Source organism: Pseudomonas sp. WS 5027 (assembly GCF_012985695.1).
Taxonomy (GTDB): domain Bacteria; phylum Pseudomonadota; class Gammaproteobacteria; order Pseudomonadales; family Pseudomonadaceae; genus Aquipseudomonas; species Aquipseudomonas hygromyciniae.
Genome location: NZ_JAAQWU010000013.1, coordinates 165,656 through 185,441 on the forward strand (window position 1 = coordinate 165,656; position 19,786 = coordinate 185,441).

The following is a 19,786-nucleotide window of genomic DNA, read 5'->3' on the forward strand; positions in this document are numbered from 1 at the left end:
GACACGCCCCGGATGTCCGGGGCGGTCAACCCTTTGGGAGTGGTGATGAGCGGATTCAAGCTTGCAGTTTGTCGTGCTGGTGGCAGTGCCAGTATCGTCGAGTCAACCCATGAAACGGTTGATCAGGCGGTTGACCAGTTGGTTCAGGTGGTCGCCATGCGAGTTTCGAAGCGTTACCGCGCTAAAATCGTGGACGACGTGCGACTCTATAACGTCTGCGACTGGAAACACCGCGACTTCACCATGTCCGTTGAACTTATCATCGGCTAAAGCTCCTGGGTAAGCGCTCAGAGGGAAGGCGCCAAAACTCACGAGGTAAAAGGCCTGTTCAGACAGCTCCAAAGCCCTGCGCAAAACGTGGGGCATTTGCCTTTCCCCTCCGACCGGTGCAACCGGTCTCACTGACGCCATGTTTTAGAGCGGGACATAAAAAGACCACCTGCTGCGGTGGTCTTGTGTCGTTGGGCGAGTACATCCAGCCCTTTGGTTATGCGCTCTCGCCGGATTGCATGCCTGTCTCTTCATTCAGTTCCGACATGCGATCACAGCGCCGCTGGATTTCAGAAGTTGCTTTGCAGTAGATGCTGAATGCACCGCCACGAATGATGGTGTCTTTCGCTGCGGCGAGAACACCATTGAATGCGATGCTGCCCTTGTCCTTTTTCAGCTCATCCCAGTTTTCTTTGGTGATGTGCAGGTTGTTGTCTTGGTAGTAGAGGTCGGTCATTTGTTGGTCCTGGTTCCGTTGCGTGGGGCTCGGATGTGAGCCCGCCATGGTACTGAATGTCTGCGACTGCGGGCTATGCCCTGGCACGCATCACGCGGCCTGAGGTTTGTCTTCGCCGCCAAACGCATTGGTGAGTGCGGAAGCCAGGTTGCCCAAGGTTTTCGACATGATGGTCATGCTGGCGTCGAAGTGCTGCAACACGTCGCCACTGCCTGCTGCCTGCGCTGCTTCGTCTTGCAGCAGGTCGTCAAACTTGATGCCTTCGACCACAAGCTTGTCAGTTAGCTTGAACGAAACTTTGTTTTCCCAGGCGAGCGCCAGTTTGGAAGCTTTGCGGCCAGTCGCGAGGTGCATCTGGACTTCTTCTGAACTCAGATCCATATCGCTCAGGCGGGCTTTGCTTGCCTTCTTGCCATCTTTCTCGCCCGCCAGCACGGCGCTATCGAGGATCGTGAAACCATCTGGTGCGGCACCGGACTTGAGCCACGCGGTCATGCCGTCGGCTGGGCTTTGCACTGTGCGCAACGGGCGCAAGGGCAGACTGCCCAATACCTCGCGCAGCGTGCTCAGCAGATCTTCAGCGGCGCTCGGGGTGCCGGTTTCCACGAGGATTAGGTTCTGCCTTGGTAGGATCAGCGCAGTAGTGTGTTTGCAGTCTGGGACAAGCTTGGGAATCATTCCGCTGATGACCAAGTCCTTTATCTCCCTGCGTTCCTTGCCCTTCACTTTGCGATCTTGCGCCGCCTCGATCTCGGCCACCTTCTTATCGACCTCGGCATTGACCGCCTTCGATGGCGGCTTACGGAACCACGCTTCGGCACAGATCAGAATCCCTTCACCGCAAGGGTGAGCCAGAATCTGCGATTGCACGCCATCAACGCGGGGCAGTGGTGTGGTGAACCCATAGGTGCTCAGTTCGTCACCGCCCAGAGGTCGCGCCAGCTTTTGTGAAAGCGCCGCTTGAAGGGTTTCGACGCTCAGGTCAACGTTTTCGGTAAGGCTGTAGGCGAGCACTTTCTTGAAAAATGTCATGTACGTCTCTTAGTGAGGATGAGGGGCGCCATAATGGCTTTGTGGGAATAACACCAAAATGATAGCCATTAAAAAAACAACGTACAATGCTATTGCACATTGTTAATTGCTGCGTAAAATTGACCGCAAGAGCTTGGTTTCCTGTACATTTTTGGTGGGAGCCATTTCAATAAATCCTAGTAAACGAGCCCTCATCAATGAATTTAAATTTCTACTTTGAAATTCAAACCCTCGATGGGGCGACCTCTCGAAATTCTTTTGAAAAAGTCATGTTGGCGGTTCATAGCCTGAACAGCCTGGGCGCCAAGCTTGTAGTGGATTGGCCAAAATGGGCTTCAAGCTCCAATTACTTTGGCAGCACTATGCGAGTGTTCGGCGCCGAGGAAGAGTTGGCGCAGGTTCGCTCTGCGGTAGAGGCACACGTTGCCAAGGTTTTGCGCGGGAAGTTTGCAAAGAAGCCGATGGTGCTGGGCCCGATTTCCAAAGTCCCGGAACATGCCAAGGTCACTTGGATATTCAAACGGCACCGCGCTCCGAGTCGTGGGCGATCCAATTCGCTTATTAAGCGGCTCACACGCCGCGCAATCGCACGGGGCGAGCAGCCGAAGGAGTACGAACCCAAGTTCGTAGAGACTCATACGTTGATGCTGCTCTCGCTGACAACGGCCTTGAAATTCCCAATAGACATCAGTCGTGAACGCCCAAGCCACTTGGACTTTGTTGATAGCGAGCCGTCTTCGTACGGTCTTGGTGTCCCTATCCCGCGTTTTTAAGGCCAGCCTAAAAAGATAGCAGTTTGCCACCTCGGCAACCGCTGCTATCATGCCGCCCTTGCTCAAGGGTGAGATGCGTCCTCACATGGGCGCATATGCACGCACAATACTGAAGAACATCTGTCTCTGAGCACGTGAAGGAGCACCCCTCAGACCCCCGCAGAATATGCGGACGTTTACTAACGCTGAACAAGCGACTCATGCTATCCCGACCTTTAGGGGAAGGGCATATCATAAGCACCGTCCACTGGATAAGTGGTTCAACGCCAGCTCATAGAGCTGGCGTTTTCATTTGTGCCGATGACGTTTACTGCGCAGCTACGATTGGAGTGTTGTGCGCCTGGACAATTAGCGCAACCAGGTCGGACATCATCTCTTCGTCAAGGATCTGCTTCGTAAAGGCGTGGATCAGTCGATAGCCATGCAGGGTGAAGAGGTTGCAGCGCATCCGATCAGCCTGAAAGGCTTGCTTGGATTTGTGATATGCAAACCCGTCCACCTCCACGCAGATTGAGGATGAAGGCAGGAAAATGTCGGCGCGGAAGCGACGATCCGGGATAAGACCTTCGCGCTCCCACTCAGGCACACCAGGTAAGGCTTTGCACAACGCGTCGTAGAGTTTGCGCTGCGGTATCTCGTTGTCTTTCTTCGTGCATGCCGCCAGCTGTGCCGCAGCGGGCGCCAGACTGGCCTTCTGGGTATTGACTGGTGCCTGGCGGGCGAGGAGGGCGACAATATCCGGGTGGCAGCGATCTCGCATACCACGGGAAATCCTTTCGGCCTCTTCCTTTGAGATTAGTTGGCGAGCTAAAGCATCCTCTGGTGTAAGACGGAACCCCACAGCAATCTCCTTGAACGGTTGAAACTGCATATTCAGCAGAACTCAATCAACCAACAAGAATGATTATTACCATAGCTTGGTAGTATCATTCTTTAAAATCAGTTACTTGCGTCTGTCGCACACGGGTATGCAAACGCTCGCATGCTGGGGTTGCCAGCATGCGGGTATTACGCGCTTGTACAGCGGAACAGATACAGTGCTGCCTATTCGGCAGAGTAGGTATGTCTTGTTCCCCCCTTGGTAGGAGGTCACTCAACAACCGCCTATTCGGCGGGCTTGAAGGGGCGACACGAGAGGGCGTGTCGTCTTCAGATGTTGCACCTCTTAAACAGAGGGTTAGCACTTGGGGGGAGTCTGATGCAACTTACTAGAGCAAACCTTATCACAATTAATTGCAGTTCAAAATCTATTTAGTATTACTATGCGTGCGCAATGCATGGATAAACAGTGCATGTTGCAAGCAAGCTTGTTTGGAGCCGTTGTGTGCAGCTGCACAAATAGTTTCAATATCTTCAAGTGAAGCTTTTGTTATGCGAACATTAATTCGCTGTTTATTTTTTCGCTCGCGCACCCAAGCCCCAAGAAGCGCCTCGATCTCTTCTGTTGGTTCTTTCTTGAAGTGAACGAGCGCAGCAGCGATCCATTCGGGCCACTGCTTTTCAGATTTCTGCTGGGCCTCGATGATGGTCTTGAACTGATCATTGGGAAGCCAGAGCGGATACGACGTTGTCTGAACTGGCCCCCGTGGTGCGGTTGGAGCAGGTTTACGGGCCATATCAGCTCTCTTCCTCATCGTCCAAATGGTCGAGACCTTTCGCCATCAGCTCAATCACGTCTTCCAGATACGTTTTACGCTGTTTCTCAGGTGCCGCTGGCCAGCCTATCAGGGCGGTCTCGATTGCGGCCTGGCTCGCTTCGTCGAGGCCTTCTGTTGTCTTCAGGGCAACGAGGATACGCTTGCCAGCTTCTGTACCTGGTAACCGCACCTTGGCACGCGGAAGCTGTGCGCTAGGCTTTTTAGCTGCAGGCGGTTTTGGCTTAGGCGGCTGGGCGTTCATACCTGGTGCTGCCCCCCCATTTCCTGCGGAATGGGCGTCAGGTGCATGAGCCCCTGGGTTGACCTTCAGGTACTTGAGATAGGCCCGAGCAGCCACGTCTATTTCGTTGATCGTGTTGTAAACGCCGGAGTAGATCGCGCTCACCACCTCACAGTCTTCAGGTAGCAGGCAGATAACGCGCCAGCGATGAGACCAGCTGCGCGAGCGCCCAGCGAACTCCTCCTCAAACACTGAAATTTTGATCTTCGAATTGCTTGGGCCGCACGGCTCCTTCACCAACGCGGAAATGTACCTGCGCATAGAGCGCACTTGTGACTGAAGCGATATGTCGGCACGGTCCAGGTTTTCGTGGATCGACTGGCTAAGTGCCGTGATGTCGTCGATGTCATTGCCTACACATGGAATGTGGTCGATGCTCGCCAGACAGCAGGCCCAATACCGACGCTCACCGCCAACAATCCGGAAGCCGTTAGAAACGGGACGAACTTTCACGGGCTGGATCAGACCGTCTTTCAGTACGTTCGAGGACAGTGCAAACAGCTCCGCCCACATGGAGATGATGGTGACGGCGCGCTCGCGTTTTTCGGGGTCCAAAGGCTCACGCGCAAAGCTCTCGACGGGTTTGCCCGTGATGGCAGACCAACGCTTAGCCGTGGCGGAGTCAGGAGGATTGCGCAGCAGCATGCGGGTAACGCGATCCAGCCACCGACGGTAATGAGCACGCCAGATGCTGTACTTCTCTTCTTCAGTCGGATTGTCGAAGTTAAAGTTGTGACCAGATTTGATCTCTTCGGCTAGCCAGGCCTGACCGGCCTCTGACTTCAACCAACCATCTTTGACCTTTCCGATCCACTCTAGGGTGCGACGGAGGGAAAGTTTGTTGATGTGAGTCGAGCCTGCACGCCGCCCTGGACCGTTAGCTGGCTCTGGTTGAATGATGAACGCGTCACACAGCTCTTTGTAGCGTGGGTTATCCGGGGTAGGGCGGATCGAAGTCGCAAGCAATCTGGAGACAGGCCGTAGCGCGCTGGCAGCGTCAACGATAGGTTGCTGACCAGTCAGCAAACCGAAGTCGGTTGCCGTGCTCAGGCCCTGGTCTCTGGTAATGGACTTACGTGTGCTCATCTGATGCGCTCCCAGTTATCACGGGACTCCATCACCTTTTTGGCGACCAGCTTCACAAAGCGTGTGGACTCAAAGCTGCTTTTGCTTTCTGGATTGGTGAACACTTGGTCAGGGGTGTTTTTCCAGTTGTCTGTTTCAGGGTAAGCAACCAAGTCGGTCAGCGGGGAGTCGAGCAGGTATGCCGCCAGAGGTGACGATTTGATGCGGTCCAGCTGCTGCTTGTGGATCAGCGTTCCCTTCTTCACGGCATTTGGCAACATCCCGAGGAATTCGAGTGGGATGTCGTTCGACTCGCGGCGCTCGCTGACCATCGTTTGAAAGTAACTGATCATGGAGAACACGCCGTCTGTGCTTTGCGGTTCAGGCACAAATGGGATGTAGATGTGGGTGGCTGCGTGAATGGCAATGTCGATGATCGAGGTGCGAGTAGGAGGGGTGTCGATGACAACAAAGCTGTACTTTTCCGCCAGCTCTTCCGAGCGCAGCCAGCGGCGCAGCGTGTCAGCTGCCGAGAGCGCAGATGGTGATCCTGGGCGGAAGGTTTGCACATGCACGAGCTGATTCTCGTCGTTGGGCAGGATGTGGATCATGTCGCTGCCGATAGGCTGGCAAACATCTTTTGGGATGATCCCCATTTCCTCCAGAAGCGCGCCAGTGTTGCTCGGGTAGGGAACAGGCTCGAAGCCTTGCTCGTTCACGCCAAGCAGGTCAAGCCATAGATCGCAGATGGAGGTGCGGACAACGGCCTCTTGATTGCGCACCAACTCAGGGTGTGGGCGTGGGGTGGTATACGGCGAGCCCATTACGGTTTCGAGCAGGTTCCATCGGCGCCCCGTGTTGCCCTGTGGATCGAGGTCGATGTAGAGGATTGGCTTGCCCTGGTTGTAGCAAACGTCATTCGACAGACCTTGTACGAGTACACGGCTCGTCGTGGTTTTGCCGACGCCACCCTTGTAGTTCATGGCGACAATAACGGGTAACGGCTTGAGTGTGAAATCGAACTGCGGCTTCTTGAGTACCATTCAGGCGCCCCCCCTAAATCAAAGGAATAATCTTTTTGCCAGGCGCATGCCACCCGCTGGCTTTTGGGCGATGATACACAAGCGTGGTACAGTTGCGTAGTACAAATATTGATTTGCTGTGGTATCAAATTCAGTGCCGAGTGGCGCTGGTCGGATGGCCATTTTGCAAATACGAAATAAAGTCTGTCGCTGAGCATTTGAAGCTGTCGTTGAAATCCGCCGCTTGCCTTATAAATCAAGGTACTAGGTGAGATAAGTGGCGCGAGCGTTGGTGTGCTGGGTGGCTTCAACACCGGTTTCCGACAGACTTTATTTAGTAGGTCACACGGCAATGCGTGAAAAATGCAGGGTGCGACAGACTTTATTTCTGTTTTGCGATTTGCTCGGCTCCACCCTGGAGGGCATGTAGTCAGTGCACCAAAACCCGGCTGAGCGGGCCTTGTTTTGGCGAGTCATTTTCGAGGTAACGGTGAGGGCTCACTTGAGCCCGTAATTACGCTTCAATTCGACGATGCGAGCTGCGCGCTGCTGGTGGGCCAGGGAGGTGCCCTGATTGGCCTCAATAGCCCCGTGAGCGACAGCTGCGGTGTACTGTTCGTCTTGCTTCACCAGATCCACTAGCTCCTGGAGCTGGGCCTTCATTTCTTCGTAGATGGGCATGGGTCTTTCCCCTCAACTGGTGGGCTTGTTAGCTTCGCGGCTGTCTGTCACGGGAATACCCCCACTAGTATTCCTCACTGCTGGTAACTCATCGGCAGGGGAAAGCATCACGTAAAGCATGAACCCGAGTACAACAATGAGAACCAAGCACAGCGCGCCGTTACGAATCGCTGTCGAGATTATAAGAAATTCTTTTAATCGGTCGTTGGTCATATCTGTACTTTTCCTTGAGGTTGCGGCGAACCGGGGCGGGTTCGTTTTAGGCGATTTTAGCGATTTTGGCGGCTCGCTGGGCTTGTCTTTGCGCGTGCCAGTAGCCGGAGTCAAAAGAGGCCCGTTCTTCGGTGTCAGAAGCGTGACAGGCGTAATGCGGCGCATAGACCGCAGTGCCATTAGCGCAAATTTGCCGGTTTTCCGGCTCGTCGCGATAGGCGCAAAAGCCGTCAACCCACGCTTTGGCATCCTTGCGGCGCGCCAGGTCTACCGTACCGCTCCGTGTGTTGTTGCCGGACGTATAGCCGCCAGTAACCTGCTTTCTTTCGGCATCGAACACATACCAGCAGGGAACGTGATTGTGCCCTGCGTGCGAACCCCAGCAGTAGATACGCCAGATGTAAGCCGGGGTGTTTTCGATGCGAAAGCCTTTGTAAGTCATGGCGATTTCCGTGGTTATTGCGTTGTGCATTCGTTGTAGAGGTGAACGGTGGTAATGGACGTGCCTTGAACTGGCGGGCTGTTAATGACGCTACCAATATGCTGCTGGCATGAAACGAAATTTTTACCGTCTGAAAAGCTGGAGTCGACGAGAGTAATTTTCTCCCCTGAGACATCGACGGTACGCATTGCAACAGGTGAAAGGTAAGTGACTGGCGGTGAAGCGCAGCCGGCCAGCGACAACAGGGCAAGAGCGGATGCAGTAAGAGCTATGCGAGTTTTCATCGTGATCAGTTCCTTCTTGACGTCCAGGCCATCCCTGTACGCTTCTACTGGCTTAGCCCAACGTTTGACGGCTGGGCTTAGCGTACCTGGGCGACCATTCCTAACTATTCCTGCTCATGGGCCTGGGTCTCAAACGAAAACTCCTCAACCGTGAGCCGTCGTCCGGTAGGCAAGATGATTTCGAGTTCAGTGCCAATAGATTTTGGCGGTAGCTGGATAGCTTGGCCACGTGCTTTGTTTGCCATTGCTCTGCGCTCAATCGCTGACGGATAGTGAGACGCGATGAACGTAATCACTCCTACAGGGAGTAGCACCCAAACAAAAATGGCCAAAAAGGGATTGTTCATGAAATGTTTTGCTTTCCCTTGGTGATCGGGGTCAGTTCTTCGTCCAACACTCTTACAATACGATCAGGTGATATGGTGTGCAGGCAGACCAACTCATAGCCCGCATGGGCATCTCCTGAAAAGCCAGATTTGTCAAACTCCAAGACAACCAGCTCTGCATTTTCGAACTCGTCCCCCAACCAGTTCATCAAGCCGCTCTCACAAGCCTCTGCACTGGTGAACAGATAAACGCCTTTCGAGGTCTCCCCAAACATCGCCGAGCGCCCACCAATTCGAGGCACAAGTCCTCTTTCGAGAATTGATGGGAGGTTCTCCGCAGGGGTAACGTGGTAAAGCATAAATCGTTCTCCATTACACCTGGGGTGGAGTTGCGGGACTGGCTTTCCAGCCGAATTCGGTTTGACGCCAGATGTAGCCGAGCTTCCGACCAAGGCGCAGGTAATGAGCTGCCGCTTCGCGAGTAACCCAAGCTGCGTGGCCATCGGCATCAATCAAGCGGGAATTGTTTCGAGTGTTCATCGCGATTTCTCCTTGATTAATCAGCGCTGCCAAGTGGGCATCGTCATATTTCCTCGGTTACCTGGTGCTCACTGACAATGGGTGCTCCGTGAGTTAAGCCACGGCTTCGTTGGCGATGGCAGTTTCTTGCGGCGGCAGGGCAGTCTCGATATGGAGAGCGCCAAGCGATTCGGCAGCCGTAGCGAGTACCGAGCTATCTCGAATACGCCAGTACTCGTGAACCGAGCTGGCCGAAGTGCGAACTGAAGAGGTAACGCCCCTGCGCATGAGTGCGGCAACCTCGAACGCCATCCAGAAGCGATCAAACGGAAGGTCCTTGGTAGTGATCCAAAACGCCGCCTCAGTGACCTTGAAGAGCAACTGATAGACAGCAAGCGCCACTTTTGCCAAGGGCTCATCCGACTTGTCCAGCCTCGCCATAACCGGACCAATGGCACGCAGCCTCTTGATGCGCAGGCAGTTGGCGTAAGGAATGGTTCTCACGGTGCCGATGAGGCTTGGAAGCTGAAGCTTGAAAAACCCCTTTTCCTCTGGCGCTACAAGGGCGCCCAGCTTCGAGGAGCACGCCATGCAAATTGTGTTGGCCGCGTACAATTGATCGGACATGCGAGTCGACTTGGAGCCGTAGGCGAAGGAAGTCATTTCAACGTGACCGCAGATGCTGGCGCTTTTCGCCGAGAAGTGGTGCTTGCTCATTTCCTAGACCCCAAGACGTTTGGTTTTGATAGGTCTATTATTTACCATATAGGGTCAATGGGCAAGATTTATATTAGCTATTTAGGGTAAATTTGTCTTTGCCTGTTGCGCGTCGAAATTCAGTCGAAGCTGAGAAGGCTGGGCCTTTCTCCCACGCGCCATATGAGCCCTAGACCGGCCATTTCGCAGAGCATGGCCCAGCACGTATAGGGAATGATGGCACGACCTCCAAGCCAGTCTGAAACGGCTTCGCAACCCTCATGGCCAAGTCCCAATAAGTCTGCCACCACCTGGCTCTCTGGAGAAAGCCCCGTCCTTTTCCTGATCGCGAGCAGCAGGCTCTGAACTTCTTCAGGCGCTGGTGGCTGCCACTTGCTGGCCACGGTCAGGCACGCGCTCCGAATTATCGGCATGCTAGGCTCGCCTGGATATGTGTGCAGGCGGAGGCCGTTGAGCTTGGCTCCTGGGCGAGTAGTGCAAGGATCAAGGTGCTACCCATTTTGGTGGTATGGCGCGTCTGGCGCGATTGCCGATTGATATTATATGCAATGCAGTAGATCGACAACCACGCGCTATGCGCGGGACATTGAGTGAGGAAGGATTCTTACTGAAAGGATCGCTCAGTGTGGTGAGTGGCCGGAGCTGCCGCGCCTGCCTTTCCCCTTCATCCCCATGGGGGATCTCCCTGACACCGACTGGGCTCAAGGGTGTGCTGGGGTGAAAGGCTTACAACTACTCAGGCGGTTTGAGCGGCGCCGCTCATCGTTTCGAAGCGTAGATGGTCGATGACTTGCGTGTACTCCGCAAGATAGGCGTTCGAGAGCACTCTATAAGCCTGGATGCAGTCTGGGACTTTAGATGACGCGCCTTCGTTGGCGGCTTCGAACCCAGCTTCGCCAGCAAGGTTCTCGGCTCGGTATTGCAACCGATCCAAATCCTTTTGAGCCTCCTCTGCGATAACGTCGCAACTGTTGCGCACGTAATCAACCTGCAAAAGCAAGCTGCGCGCCTCAAGGCATTTGAGAGTTGGAGAGAGTTTTGTGCTGCTCATTGGTATTGCCTCAGATAGCAGTCATGGGGCGGCTGGTCTCGTGAGTTTGGTTTGCTGGCGCCACAACGTTTAATGATTCTACACGATGCGATCAGGAATCAATAATTCGTTTGACTGTTAGTGGTTTAAGTATCCTGAGCGGCACATTTCGACCTGATGAGTCCGCCACCACGGCCTTGTATTGCGTTGAAGGCATGTGGGCAGCGCTAGGCGCGGGGCATATCTGCTGTGGCCCGCATGCAATGGGCGTCTTTCCAAGTTGTTTGGAGCTGCGTGGCTCGCACTTGATGACGATATGAAGGTGACACTTGAGATATTTCGGGGGCAGCGGCGTGATCGTTGCTCATCGGTATCGGGATAACACAACTAAGGTGCAAATTCTTGACACCTCGGCCTGCTCCGTAGAGTATTATTATATCTGGTTTTTGTGAGCCGGTTTTTTGCTTGGCACTCGACGGCGTCGAGCGGGGCTGCAAATTCAGCTTGTTGTCACTCCGGTTCATTTGCATGGCTCAACCCCACCTGAACGACTTCAGTTTACTGAGCTGTCTGCCAGCTGATGGCGCCTTATGCAGGGGATCGACAGCAGTGAACGCGTGGTGGGTGAGCACCCGAAGCAATTGAGCGTCACAACCCGGTAATCCACAACGTGCGGGTTGCTCAAAAGTGAAGAATTCAGCGAGAGGTTGGAGCAGGAATGAAAGCCCTAAAAAAAATCGAAGTTGAACAAGGAGCGCAACTGTGAAGCACAGTCATCTCGCTATTGCCTTGATGGCGGCAGCCGCATTTTCCTCGACTGCTTCCGGGGCTTTCTTCATTGAAGAGTCCGGCATCATTGGTACTGAGCGTGGGCAGATGGGGAAGTTCCAGCCTTATGACGCGCAAGGCAAAGCGACATTTGCTGCTCCAAGTGCAAGCATGGAGCCCAAACAGGCCCGCTACAAAGACGCAGAGCTTCTTGTTGATCTGGCCTATACGCCGGTAACCCAGCACGGCTCGGGCGAACCCGGCATCGTTCCTGGCTTTGCCGATGAAATCCCTTTCGATAGCGCCATGAGCATGATTCTGCCAAATGGCTGGCAAGTGTATAAGGCAAAGGACTTTGACAAGAAAGGCCTTCCGTTGGTTATCAGTTTTTCTGGGGGGCGGACGTGGCCTGACGTGCTGAAGCAAGTCGGTGATCGCTACGAGCTGCACTTTCATATCGACTGGTTTGACCACACCATTATGCTCTCGAAAGGGCGCAAGAGCATGTCGATGAAGGCCAGTCAGATGGCTGTCGTCCCAGAGCCAGCCCGACCAAGCAAACCAATCTCGCCGTTAGTGACCCCTGGTTCTACTGCCGCTGGTGTCGCAGCAACTTCGTTTGCAGTGCCTTCACAGTCGGTTGCCACATCGGGTAAGCCTGCGCTCGCTGGCAACTCAATGCAGCCATCGGCGACCAAGCCCCCAACTGTGCAGGCCGCAGGATTCACAAAGACAGTAAGCAAAGGTGGTGAGGTAGCGTCGTCTACACCTGTCGCTATGCCTGTGTTGACAACACAGGTCGCCGCAATTGCCCGCCCGAAACCATTAGAGCCGAAAATTCCAGTTTGGTTTGTGTCCTCCAAAGATCGCACGATTCGCGAAGCTCTAAAGAGCTGGGCCACGATTGCTAACTGGACGTTTGAGCCGGAGCACTGGGCGGTCACCGTCGATATTCCGATCACCGCTGGCGCCCCTTTCTCGGGTGACTTCAAGACCGCAGTACGCCAACTGATCGCGACTACAGAGCTGGGTGATACACCACTGCAACCCTGCTTTTATACCAACCGTGTTGTTCGAGTGGTGCCCATCAATCAAGTGTGCGACCAGATGAGTGCCCGCTAAATGAAAACTCTTGGTAAGAAAAAAAGCTTCCTTCCAGCGTTACTCGGTATAGCGGTGGCACTCGGGTCCGGCTGCTCGACGTACAAAGATAAAAACGCCATAGATCAGCTTGAGGCTGATCTGGGCGGCGCAACGAATGAGCACGTAAACCGCAACATGAGATCGGTGACGCTCGATGCAAAGCGCGCTGCTCAAGATGTGAACCGTCCCTACATCACTGGCAAGGCTATCCCGCTGTCTCGGGAAGTGACTTTGCCAGCGCCGCTACGCGGCACCGTGAACACGACACTGCTGTTCAGGGATGATGCAGATCTCATCACGCTGGCACAGAGAATCACCGACGCAACCGGTATCCCAGTAAAGGTCATGCCGGATGCGTTGTTGCCAATGGAGGACTTCGGGCCGCGCCTTACCGATGCTTCGAACGGCCAAGCTTCCCCTATGGGCAGAAGTGCCCCCATGACGGCAAGCACTAATCCAGTGGCACTTAATTCGCCGCTTCCTGGTTCAGGTTACACACCTGCTGCGACGGTGCAGATTGGTTCCGCATCGCAAACACAAGCGCTGACTGTAGAAAACAGGGTTGCCGCTCAATCTGGTAGCGCGTTACTAGCGACTACGCTCGACTCCATTGCAATGCGATTGAGTGTGTACTGGAAATACGATGATGCTTTGGCGGCAATTGTCTTCTTCCGAACTGAAACTCGCTTCTTCGAAATCCGCGGTGCTGAAATGGCGGCGAGTTCTGAGATGGCGATCGATCTCAGTGGTGGCGTCGATAACTCAGGCACAAGCGGCCTGAATAGCAAGTCGAAAGCCAACATTTCCGTGCCAGAACCTAAGATCGGCCCTATTGAAGGGCTGGTTCAGCGTATTACTCAGTTTATGTCCCGCTCAGGCAAGGTCGCGGCAGGTTCAGGTGGTTTGCTGGTTGTGACGGACATCAAGTCGTCGCTCGATCAAATTGAAAACTTCATCAATCAAGAGAACAAGATGCGGTCACGCCGCATTGACCTGGTATTCGAGGAAATCACCGTAGAGCGTACGTCCAGTTCACAGGGTGCCGTTAACTGGAACGTGGCGTTCAAAAGCGGCGGATCTGGTAACGGGGTGGACATCGATGGCCTGAACTCGCTGCTGGAGCAGGAGGGTGCGGCTTTGTCCTTGGGGGCTTCTGTAGGATCGGGACAATGGAAAGGCTCATCGATCAGCGCGCAAGCACTCAGCAAGGTTGGCAAGATCGTAGACCAGAAGATGAACACCTTCGGCACCGTCAATGGCCAACCCGCCACGTCAGGACGCCCTGAGCGTCAGAAGTACATCGACAAGCTGGAACAGACAGCCAGCAATTCGGATGCAAGTCAGCCAACCGTAACGGTCACTCAGGCTGAAGAAGTCTCGGGGCGGATCATCACCGTTATCCCGTATGCGTATTCTGACGGCGACATCAATATGGCCATCAAGTACGACAATACCCCGACTCCGCTTTTCGAGAAGCAGCCGGTTGGCCCGGACGGAAGCTATGTTCAATCGCCGCAATCGGTGAGTGACGTACTGGTGCGCTCTGCAATGCTACGAAGTGGTCAGCCGTACGTTATCAGTGCGACGACTGCCAACAACGCCAATTACAACGAACGTCGGACTGACCGCAATGCGCCAATACTGTTTGGTGGATCTGACATCGCCGACAAAACAGATCGTGTCACTGTTTTTGTGCTGACCGCCCTTGTGCGTGAGAAGTAACCAATGACCGGCGCAATCATTAGAGCTGTCAACAACGAACAGTCAATCGTTTTTGGTGGTGTGGCCTGGAAACCAGTTATTGGCTCAGGCTTGGCTGCACAATCCGAGAAGTTGGCAGCTGCAGACAAAGCAACTCACTATGTTACAGCTGGCGAGCACTCCTCTGCGGTAGGCACTACAAAGCTGCCAGCGGTGAAAATCAAGGAGAAGGGTCGTGCGTTCTACTCGGCAGCCGCAATATTTGCGCAGGCGCATCCGAGTGGGGTGCAGATTTACTCGCAGGAATTCCCAGGTGACGATGTCTGGGTAGTTGCATCACACGATGGTGTCGTCATCAGCGATACCGATGTTCTGTTGACTCGGATTGAAGCAGAAGAACTTGTTGCAGATATAAAATTGCGCCATGCGCTCGCGGTAGTTATCACGGGCGAATTTGACGCGATAATGCATCTCAACGTACGAACCCAACTAAAGCCAGTTCGAAACGCTATACAGAAGATCCCATCGTCTGCAAAGGTAATGGTCGTGGTCCTGTTGTTGTTGTTGGTCGTTGATACTTCATTGAGCTGGTACAAGGATTTCAAGCTTCGTAAGCTACGTGAGCTTGAGCAGTCTCAGTACATTGACGCTCATGCCGAATGGAAGAATAAACTGAATCAATGGGCCTCAACGATTAAGCCTGATGGGCGGCAAGGCTTGATCAACATATATTTCGAGATGGGTAATGCGCCGATGAAAATTGGTGGATGGAACATCTCAGAAGCGACTTGCTTAACTTCAGCTACTGGTTGGGACTGCAACGCTCGATATGAAGCAGGCGTGGGTTCGACCAACATTAGTTTCCAAGAAAACCTGCCAAGAGGATGGACTGCGAACTGGGGTGGTTTGACTACTGCTGTAGGCAACTGGACAGTTCAAGTTGAGCGCAAAAGCTTAGATAGATCCCGAATCCAGAAAATCCCTGATTTCAGCCTGGTATACATCAGTGCGCTCCAGCGTGTATTGCCAGCAATGAAGAAGGTTGATCTATCAGCACCAGCACCTGCGCCGATCCAAGAGCCGCAAGTTTACATAGATCGAGGCAAAGGCAATGAACTTGTAAATGTTCCATATCCTGTTGAAAACACAGCAGGTATAGAGCTTCCTAAAATTCAGACGCTAGATATTGAAGCGCCGCTCAGAACCTTGGCAGTTCTCCCTTTGATTGACGATACGGTAATCAAACAATTGCGATTCGTTGTCGGCAGCCAAAGAACAGTTCCAACTATTCGGGACGGTATGTTCACATCCAAGTTGATTGGGGATATTTATGTTCGCTAACCACAAGCAGCTCTTTGCGCTCCCTATGGCTTTATTGGCGTGTTTCACCGTACAAGCGGGCGAGCCTGAGATGCTTCCTCCTGGGGTGTTTGGCATTTCGCAAACCGTGAATGATATGTTGCGGATTGATGCCGAGCGCGCACAGCTGTCGGAACAAAAAATGCTTTCGGAAGCAAAAAGTCGGCATAGTGGTACAGCAATATTGGGTGGCATTCTTCCGAGTGTCGCTCAAGCACAGCAAGTTGAGACACCGAAGCCAATCCCGGCACCTCCTCCCGTACGCTTTGAAGTCCTCGGAATCTTTGGCTTGGGTGAAAACTTACTTGCTGATGTTGCAATTGATAATGCACGCGTTCGTTTTAAGCGCGGCCAGTCCTCGCCGCTTGGCGCGGGGGCTGATTTCCCGTATCAGCTGATCTCAATAAAAGTCCCTTGTGTAAAGCTGGCTGACGCAAACAAAGCTGAACACAACGTTTGCTTGAGCAAATCAGGCCTATAGGAGAATAGTATGAGCACTACAGTTTCCTTCAGCGCTCTGGCAAAAAACGACTCTGAAAGTGACAGTCTGTCGAATGTTGTTGAACATGATATTGACGAATCCAGTGTCGTGTTCAACTTAAAGCCTGATCTGATCAAGTACCTAGGTTCGCCCATCGCGAGAAGACGTGAGGAAATCGTTGGAGATAGCCTTAGCAACAAAATTATCCCGATTCAAACAAGTGCGGGGGAATGGTTTATCCTGGCCTTGCCAGACTACGCGAAAAGCATGTATGTCGAAATTGTAAGGGATAAGTGCAAACAGGCTGGATCACACAAAAGCGAATTACGCGTTGTGTCCATTTCGCATAACCTAATGCTGTCCATTACGCAGCAAGAGGCTTATGACGTCCTTGAAGCGACTGCTGATGACACCTCTGGCCACTTCGCGACCTTCACAGAGATTATTCGATACGGTGTTCAGCATAGTGCGTCTGATGTGCATCTCAACGTCGCGAATAATGACACACAATCTCAAGTTAAATTCACCATTGAGGGTCAATATACTGCTCCCGAACAATGGCGTATGGAAACCGCTCGCCTTATCGAAGTAATCAACATTGCTTGGCAAAAGGGGCAGGGCGGCGGCTCCTCGGTGTTTACCGAAAAAGCAGAAGCACAATGCCGATTGGTGCTGCCGATTGATGGCGAGATGATCATGTGTCGTTGGGCATCGCTAGCGGCGGATCGTGGTACATCGGTGACATTACGGCTCTTAAAGCTTGATCTTTCAATTCAACGCAGATCGCTGGAGTCCCAAGGTTTTCTCCCAAGTCAAATTGCAATGTTTCATCGAGCGCAAATGGCTGAAGGCGGAGCAATCATTATTGCTGGGGTTGTGAACTCTGGTAAGTCCACGGCATTGGCTGAAATTTTGTCATTGCTTCCGGACCACCGTAAAATTGTTACCCTCGAAGATCCGGTCGAATACCTCATTCCAAATTCGCTTCAGAATACTGTTGTGCGTTCACTAGACGGTCGAGACGATGAAGCTTTCACGTCTAAGCTGAAGACCTTTAAGCGTTCAGCAGCGAATGACATTTTGATTGGTGAAATTCGTGATACTCAAACGGGCGATGCGTTTGTGGACATCACAGGGTCTGGTACAAACCTATATGCCACAACTCACGCAAAGGCAAACTTTCAAATTCCTGAGCGTTTAGCTTCTAAAGCTATCGGCATTCCGGTCGATTTTCTTGCATCACCTGGTATTTTAAACCTGCTTGTCTATATGGCTTTGGTGCCTGTGCTGTGCCAGAACTGTGCATTACCGTTGTCCAGCCTAAGAGTTTCAGGTGGCGTTGATCGTCGTGGAGTACACCACGACGAAATCTACTGGGGCGAATACATTGACTGTATTGAACGTGTATTTAAAATTGATAGTTCGACCATGCGCATCAAATGTGATGAAGGTTGTGATGTGTGCCGCCATGCTGACCTTAAAAAATTAAACGGGTATCTTGGCCGTACAGCAGTTGCTTCGCTGTTGGAGCCACAAGTTGATCGTCAAATGTTACGGTACATCCGTGAAAACGATACTCTTGGCTTTCAAGAGTACTGTGAAAGCTTGGAAAGGACAGCGATTGACGATCCGGATATGACGAATAAATCAATGATGGAGTGTGCCATGTACAAAGCTCATTTGGGCATACTCGATCCGAGGGATATAGAGCAAAAAACTATGGCCTTCCAAACTTACGAACGAATCATCGAGAAGCGAAAGGCGAAGGTATGAACCTTTCTATCTTGATTGATCGGTGGAAATATATATTTAATCACTGGTGGCGCAAGCACACGGTGAAGGGGTTGACGGTTGACGCTAAGATCGCATCCATAATTTTTTCAGGTCAGCAAGGCGATTATTATTTATTCCTGGCAGATACCATTAAAGGGACTCGCGGTCGTAAATCTCTTACTAGTATCTTTATTAGTGACATTGAGCGATACGGAAATTCCGCACGTGGCAAACTCTCTGCGCACTGGAATAAGCAGTACAAAACTGGTGGAGGAAGCCTACACAAGACGTTTGGAGGAACACTGCCAGCGGATGATGTATCTGTACTTGACACGTTGCTGAATACAGGTGGTGAGAGGGCATTGGAAAATGCCCTCCGAGACTTGGCTGAAAACAGCCAATTGCTGGCGAAAGCTAGAGGGATTGTTCTCGCGGCGACATTAGGCTCATTTGTATGTCTGTCCATTACTGCAGGCATGTTCATAGCTATGCCAATGTTTACTGTGCCGAAAATTGTTGACTCTTTTTCCATGTTGCCGCTCAGTGAGTATCCAGAGAGTGCAATGTCACTGGTTAATTTGTCGGAGTTTGTGAATGGCTATTGGCCTATCATTGTTCTTGGGCTCCTGCTGTTCATTGCTCTTGTAGTCTGGTCGCTTTCCTATGTTACTGGTAACTTTCGGCGATTCCTTGATAAATATTTATTTGTCTGGGGTTTGCATCGAGATTTTCAGAGCATTAAATTTCTTTCGACTTTGGCTGCGCTGGTTCGCCAAAGCGATAAAAACGCGGTAAATCTCAAGCTGGCTTTGGAGATGCAGGTTGCAGGTGCTTCCAGATGGAAAAAATACCACCTAAGTAAAATCCTGGATTTTGTAACGCGAGGCAAAGTTGGGCCGGAGATTTTTACTACGGGAATTATGGATCAAACGATGGAGTGGTACATTGCTGACCTGATCCAAGCTAGAGGATTTAGTGACGCTCTCCTGTTTGTGAAGGAGCGCCTAAAAGATCGCGTGCTAAAGCGAATTACTGTTCAAAGTCTAATCTTTGGTTGGGTGCTAATTCTCACGTCGATTGCAGTTGCGGCTTGGCTGCTTATGTGGCACATGACAGCTCTAGATGATATGCGACAAGCTGTTTGGTTGTACCTGAGCAAATGAGTGTCGATTTAAATTAATTGGAAATGGAGTTGTGAAAATATGAAAACCTTAAAACTGAATAAGAGCCAGCAAGGTTACAACCTTGTCAGTGTTGGTATTGCCATCCTTGTTGTTTTGCTCTTGTCGGCGCTGGGAATCCCTAAGTTCAAAGCTTATTTGGTACAGGGCGCCGTAACGCCTGTTGCAGAAGAAACGCAGCGATTTATTTCGATGGTGAAGGTTTCCTCGCAGGGTAGCGGTACGACACCTTATGCCGGGTTGACTCAGGCATTTTTTGCCCGTTCCGTTAAAAACAGTGCGCTGGAAGTTGGTGCAGTATCAGGCCAAGGTTCAGGTGCGGTGGACGTACGCCACGGCCTTGGCGGCGGGGATAACGGCACGGTCACTCTTGCGACAACTGGTGCCACTTTCTCGCTTACTTTTGCTGATGTGAGTGATGCCGCATGTCCTGGACTGGCTGCCACTCTTCAACGCATTACCGATGGCATCACAATCAACGGCACTGCGGTGAAGGTGACCGATGCGAACAACATCGTGACTACAGCATTCATTCCGGGTACTGCGGCGGCTCGATGCGTTGACGGCGACAACAATGATTTTGTGTTCACCATTAACCGTAGCTGAGTAAA

23 protein-coding genes are annotated in these 19,786 nt (G+C 52.4%); 9 read left to right on the forward strand and 14 right to left on the reverse strand.

Annotated features, from left to right (window positions below; genetic code table 11):
- The first annotated feature begins 45 nt into the window (after window positions 1-45).
- On the forward strand, window positions 46-270 hold the full coding sequence (locus tag HBO09_RS17545) for a hypothetical protein (protein WP_169995770.1): 225 nt from the start codon (window positions 46-48) through the stop codon (window positions 268-270).
- Between the two features lie 217 nt (window positions 271-487).
- Here HBO09_RS17545 and HBO09_RS17550 read toward each other — a convergent pair whose 3' ends face one another.
- Window positions 488-727, reverse strand: coding sequence for a hypothetical protein (locus HBO09_RS17550; RefSeq protein WP_169995768.1), 240 nt, complete (start codon window positions 725-727; stop codon window positions 488-490).
- Window positions 728-817: 90 nt separating this feature from the next.
- Window positions 818-1,741, reverse strand: a complete 924-nt coding sequence (gene rdgC, locus HBO09_RS17555) for a recombination-associated protein RdgC (RefSeq protein ID WP_170060947.1) — start codon at window positions 1,739-1,741, stop codon at window positions 818-820.
- A 215-nt stretch (window positions 1,742-1,956) separates the two neighbouring features.
- Here rdgC and HBO09_RS17560 point away from each other — a divergent pair, with 215 nt between their 5' ends.
- The gene (locus HBO09_RS17560; RefSeq protein ID WP_169995764.1) at window positions 1,957-2,532 is read left to right on the forward strand and encodes a type I-F CRISPR-associated endoribonuclease Cas6/Csy4; all 576 of its coding nucleotides are present in this window, start codon (window positions 1,957-1,959) and stop codon (window positions 2,530-2,532) included.
- A 307-nt stretch (window positions 2,533-2,839) separates the two neighbouring features.
- Here the strand turns inward: HBO09_RS17560 and HBO09_RS17565 are convergent, their stop codons facing one another.
- From HBO09_RS17565 to HBO09_RS17620, 12 genes are all read right to left on the reverse strand, one after another.
- Complete coding sequence (locus tag HBO09_RS17565; RefSeq protein WP_170060948.1) at window positions 2,840-3,403, reverse strand: hypothetical protein; 564 nt, start codon at window positions 3,401-3,403, stop codon at window positions 2,840-2,842.
- 376 nt (window positions 3,404-3,779) lie between these two features.
- Window positions 3,780-4,148, reverse strand: a complete 369-nt coding sequence (locus HBO09_RS17570; RefSeq protein WP_169995760.1) for a hypothetical protein — start codon at window positions 4,146-4,148, stop codon at window positions 3,780-3,782.
- 1 nt (window position 4,149) lies between these two features.
- On the reverse strand, window positions 4,150-5,556 hold the full coding sequence (locus HBO09_RS17575; RefSeq protein WP_169995758.1) for a ParB N-terminal domain-containing protein: 1,407 nt from the start codon (window positions 5,554-5,556) through the stop codon (window positions 4,150-4,152).
- A complete protein-coding gene (locus tag HBO09_RS17580; protein WP_169995756.1) occupies window positions 5,553-6,578 on the reverse strand; it encodes a ParA family protein in 1,026 nt (341 codons plus the stop codon). The genes HBO09_RS17575 and HBO09_RS17580 overlap by 4 nt, the downstream gene beginning before the upstream one ends.
- A 477-nt stretch (window positions 6,579-7,055) precedes the next feature.
- Window positions 7,056-7,238, reverse strand: coding sequence for a hypothetical protein (locus HBO09_RS17585; protein WP_169995754.1), 183 nt, complete (start codon window positions 7,236-7,238; stop codon window positions 7,056-7,058).
- Between the two features lie 12 nt (window positions 7,239-7,250).
- Window positions 7,251-7,451 carry a hypothetical protein gene (locus tag HBO09_RS17590; protein ID WP_169995752.1) on the reverse strand — a complete coding sequence of 67 codons (201 nt, stop codon included), beginning with the start codon at window positions 7,449-7,451 and terminating at the stop codon, window positions 7,251-7,253.
- Window positions 7,452-7,497: 46 nt separating this feature from the next.
- Window positions 7,498-7,893, reverse strand: coding sequence for a hypothetical protein (locus tag HBO09_RS17595; RefSeq protein ID WP_169995750.1), 396 nt, complete (start codon window positions 7,891-7,893; stop codon window positions 7,498-7,500).
- A gap of 14 nt (window positions 7,894-7,907) precedes the next feature.
- Window positions 7,908-8,177, reverse strand: a complete 270-nt coding sequence (locus tag HBO09_RS17600; RefSeq protein ID WP_169995748.1) for a hypothetical protein — start codon at window positions 8,175-8,177, stop codon at window positions 7,908-7,910.
- 343 nt (window positions 8,178-8,520) lie between these two features.
- Entirely contained in the window at window positions 8,521-8,862 is a 342-nt protein-coding gene (locus HBO09_RS17605) for a hypothetical protein (protein WP_169995746.1), read from the reverse strand.
- Between the two features lie 13 nt (window positions 8,863-8,875).
- On the reverse strand, window positions 8,876-9,043 hold the full coding sequence (locus tag HBO09_RS17610; RefSeq protein ID WP_169995744.1) for a hypothetical protein: 168 nt from the start codon (window positions 9,041-9,043) through the stop codon (window positions 8,876-8,878).
- Window positions 9,044-9,136: 93 nt separating this feature from the next.
- Window positions 9,137-9,739: a hypothetical protein gene (locus tag HBO09_RS17615; RefSeq protein WP_169995741.1), complete on the reverse strand. Its 603-nt coding sequence runs from the start codon at window positions 9,737-9,739 to the stop codon at window positions 9,137-9,139.
- 736 nt (window positions 9,740-10,475) lie between these two features.
- Window positions 10,476-10,790, reverse strand: coding sequence for a hypothetical protein (locus HBO09_RS17620; RefSeq protein WP_169995739.1), 315 nt, complete (start codon window positions 10,788-10,790; stop codon window positions 10,476-10,478).
- A gap of 741 nt (window positions 10,791-11,531) precedes the next feature.
- Between HBO09_RS17620 and HBO09_RS29210 the strand changes: the two genes are divergently transcribed.
- The 7 genes from HBO09_RS29210 to HBO09_RS17655 are packed head-to-tail and all read left to right on the forward strand — an operon-like array spanning window position 11,532 to window position 19,781.
- Entirely contained in the window at window positions 11,532-12,659 is a 1,128-nt protein-coding gene (locus HBO09_RS29210; protein WP_222933924.1) for a toxin co-regulated pilus biosynthesis Q family protein, read from the forward strand.
- Window positions 12,660-14,402: a hypothetical protein gene (locus tag HBO09_RS17630; RefSeq protein WP_169995737.1), complete on the forward strand. Its 1,743-nt coding sequence runs from the start codon at window positions 12,660-12,662 to the stop codon at window positions 14,400-14,402.
- Window positions 14,403-14,405: 3 nt separating this feature from the next.
- Window positions 14,406-15,722 carry a type 4b pilus protein PilO2 gene (locus HBO09_RS17635; protein ID WP_169995735.1) on the forward strand — a complete coding sequence of 439 codons (1,317 nt, stop codon included), beginning with the start codon at window positions 14,406-14,408 and terminating at the stop codon, window positions 15,720-15,722.
- The gene (locus HBO09_RS17640; protein ID WP_169995733.1) at window positions 15,712-16,221 is read left to right on the forward strand and encodes a hypothetical protein; all 510 of its coding nucleotides are present in this window, start codon (window positions 15,712-15,714) and stop codon (window positions 16,219-16,221) included. The genes HBO09_RS17635 and HBO09_RS17640 overlap by 11 nt, the downstream gene beginning before the upstream one ends.
- Window positions 16,222-16,230: 9 nt before the next feature.
- Window positions 16,231-17,994, forward strand: a complete 1,764-nt coding sequence (locus HBO09_RS17645; protein ID WP_169995731.1) for an ATPase, T2SS/T4P/T4SS family — start codon at window positions 16,231-16,233, stop codon at window positions 17,992-17,994.
- A complete protein-coding gene (locus HBO09_RS17650; RefSeq protein ID WP_169995730.1) occupies window positions 17,991-19,157 on the forward strand; it encodes a hypothetical protein in 1,167 nt (388 codons plus the stop codon). Before HBO09_RS17645 ends, HBO09_RS17650 begins: the two co-directional genes overlap by 4 nt.
- 39 nt (window positions 19,158-19,196) lie before the next feature.
- Window positions 19,197-19,781: a type 4 pilus major pilin gene (locus HBO09_RS17655; protein ID WP_169995729.1), complete on the forward strand. Its 585-nt coding sequence runs from the start codon at window positions 19,197-19,199 to the stop codon at window positions 19,779-19,781.
- Window positions 19,782-19,786: the final 5 nt, after the last annotated feature.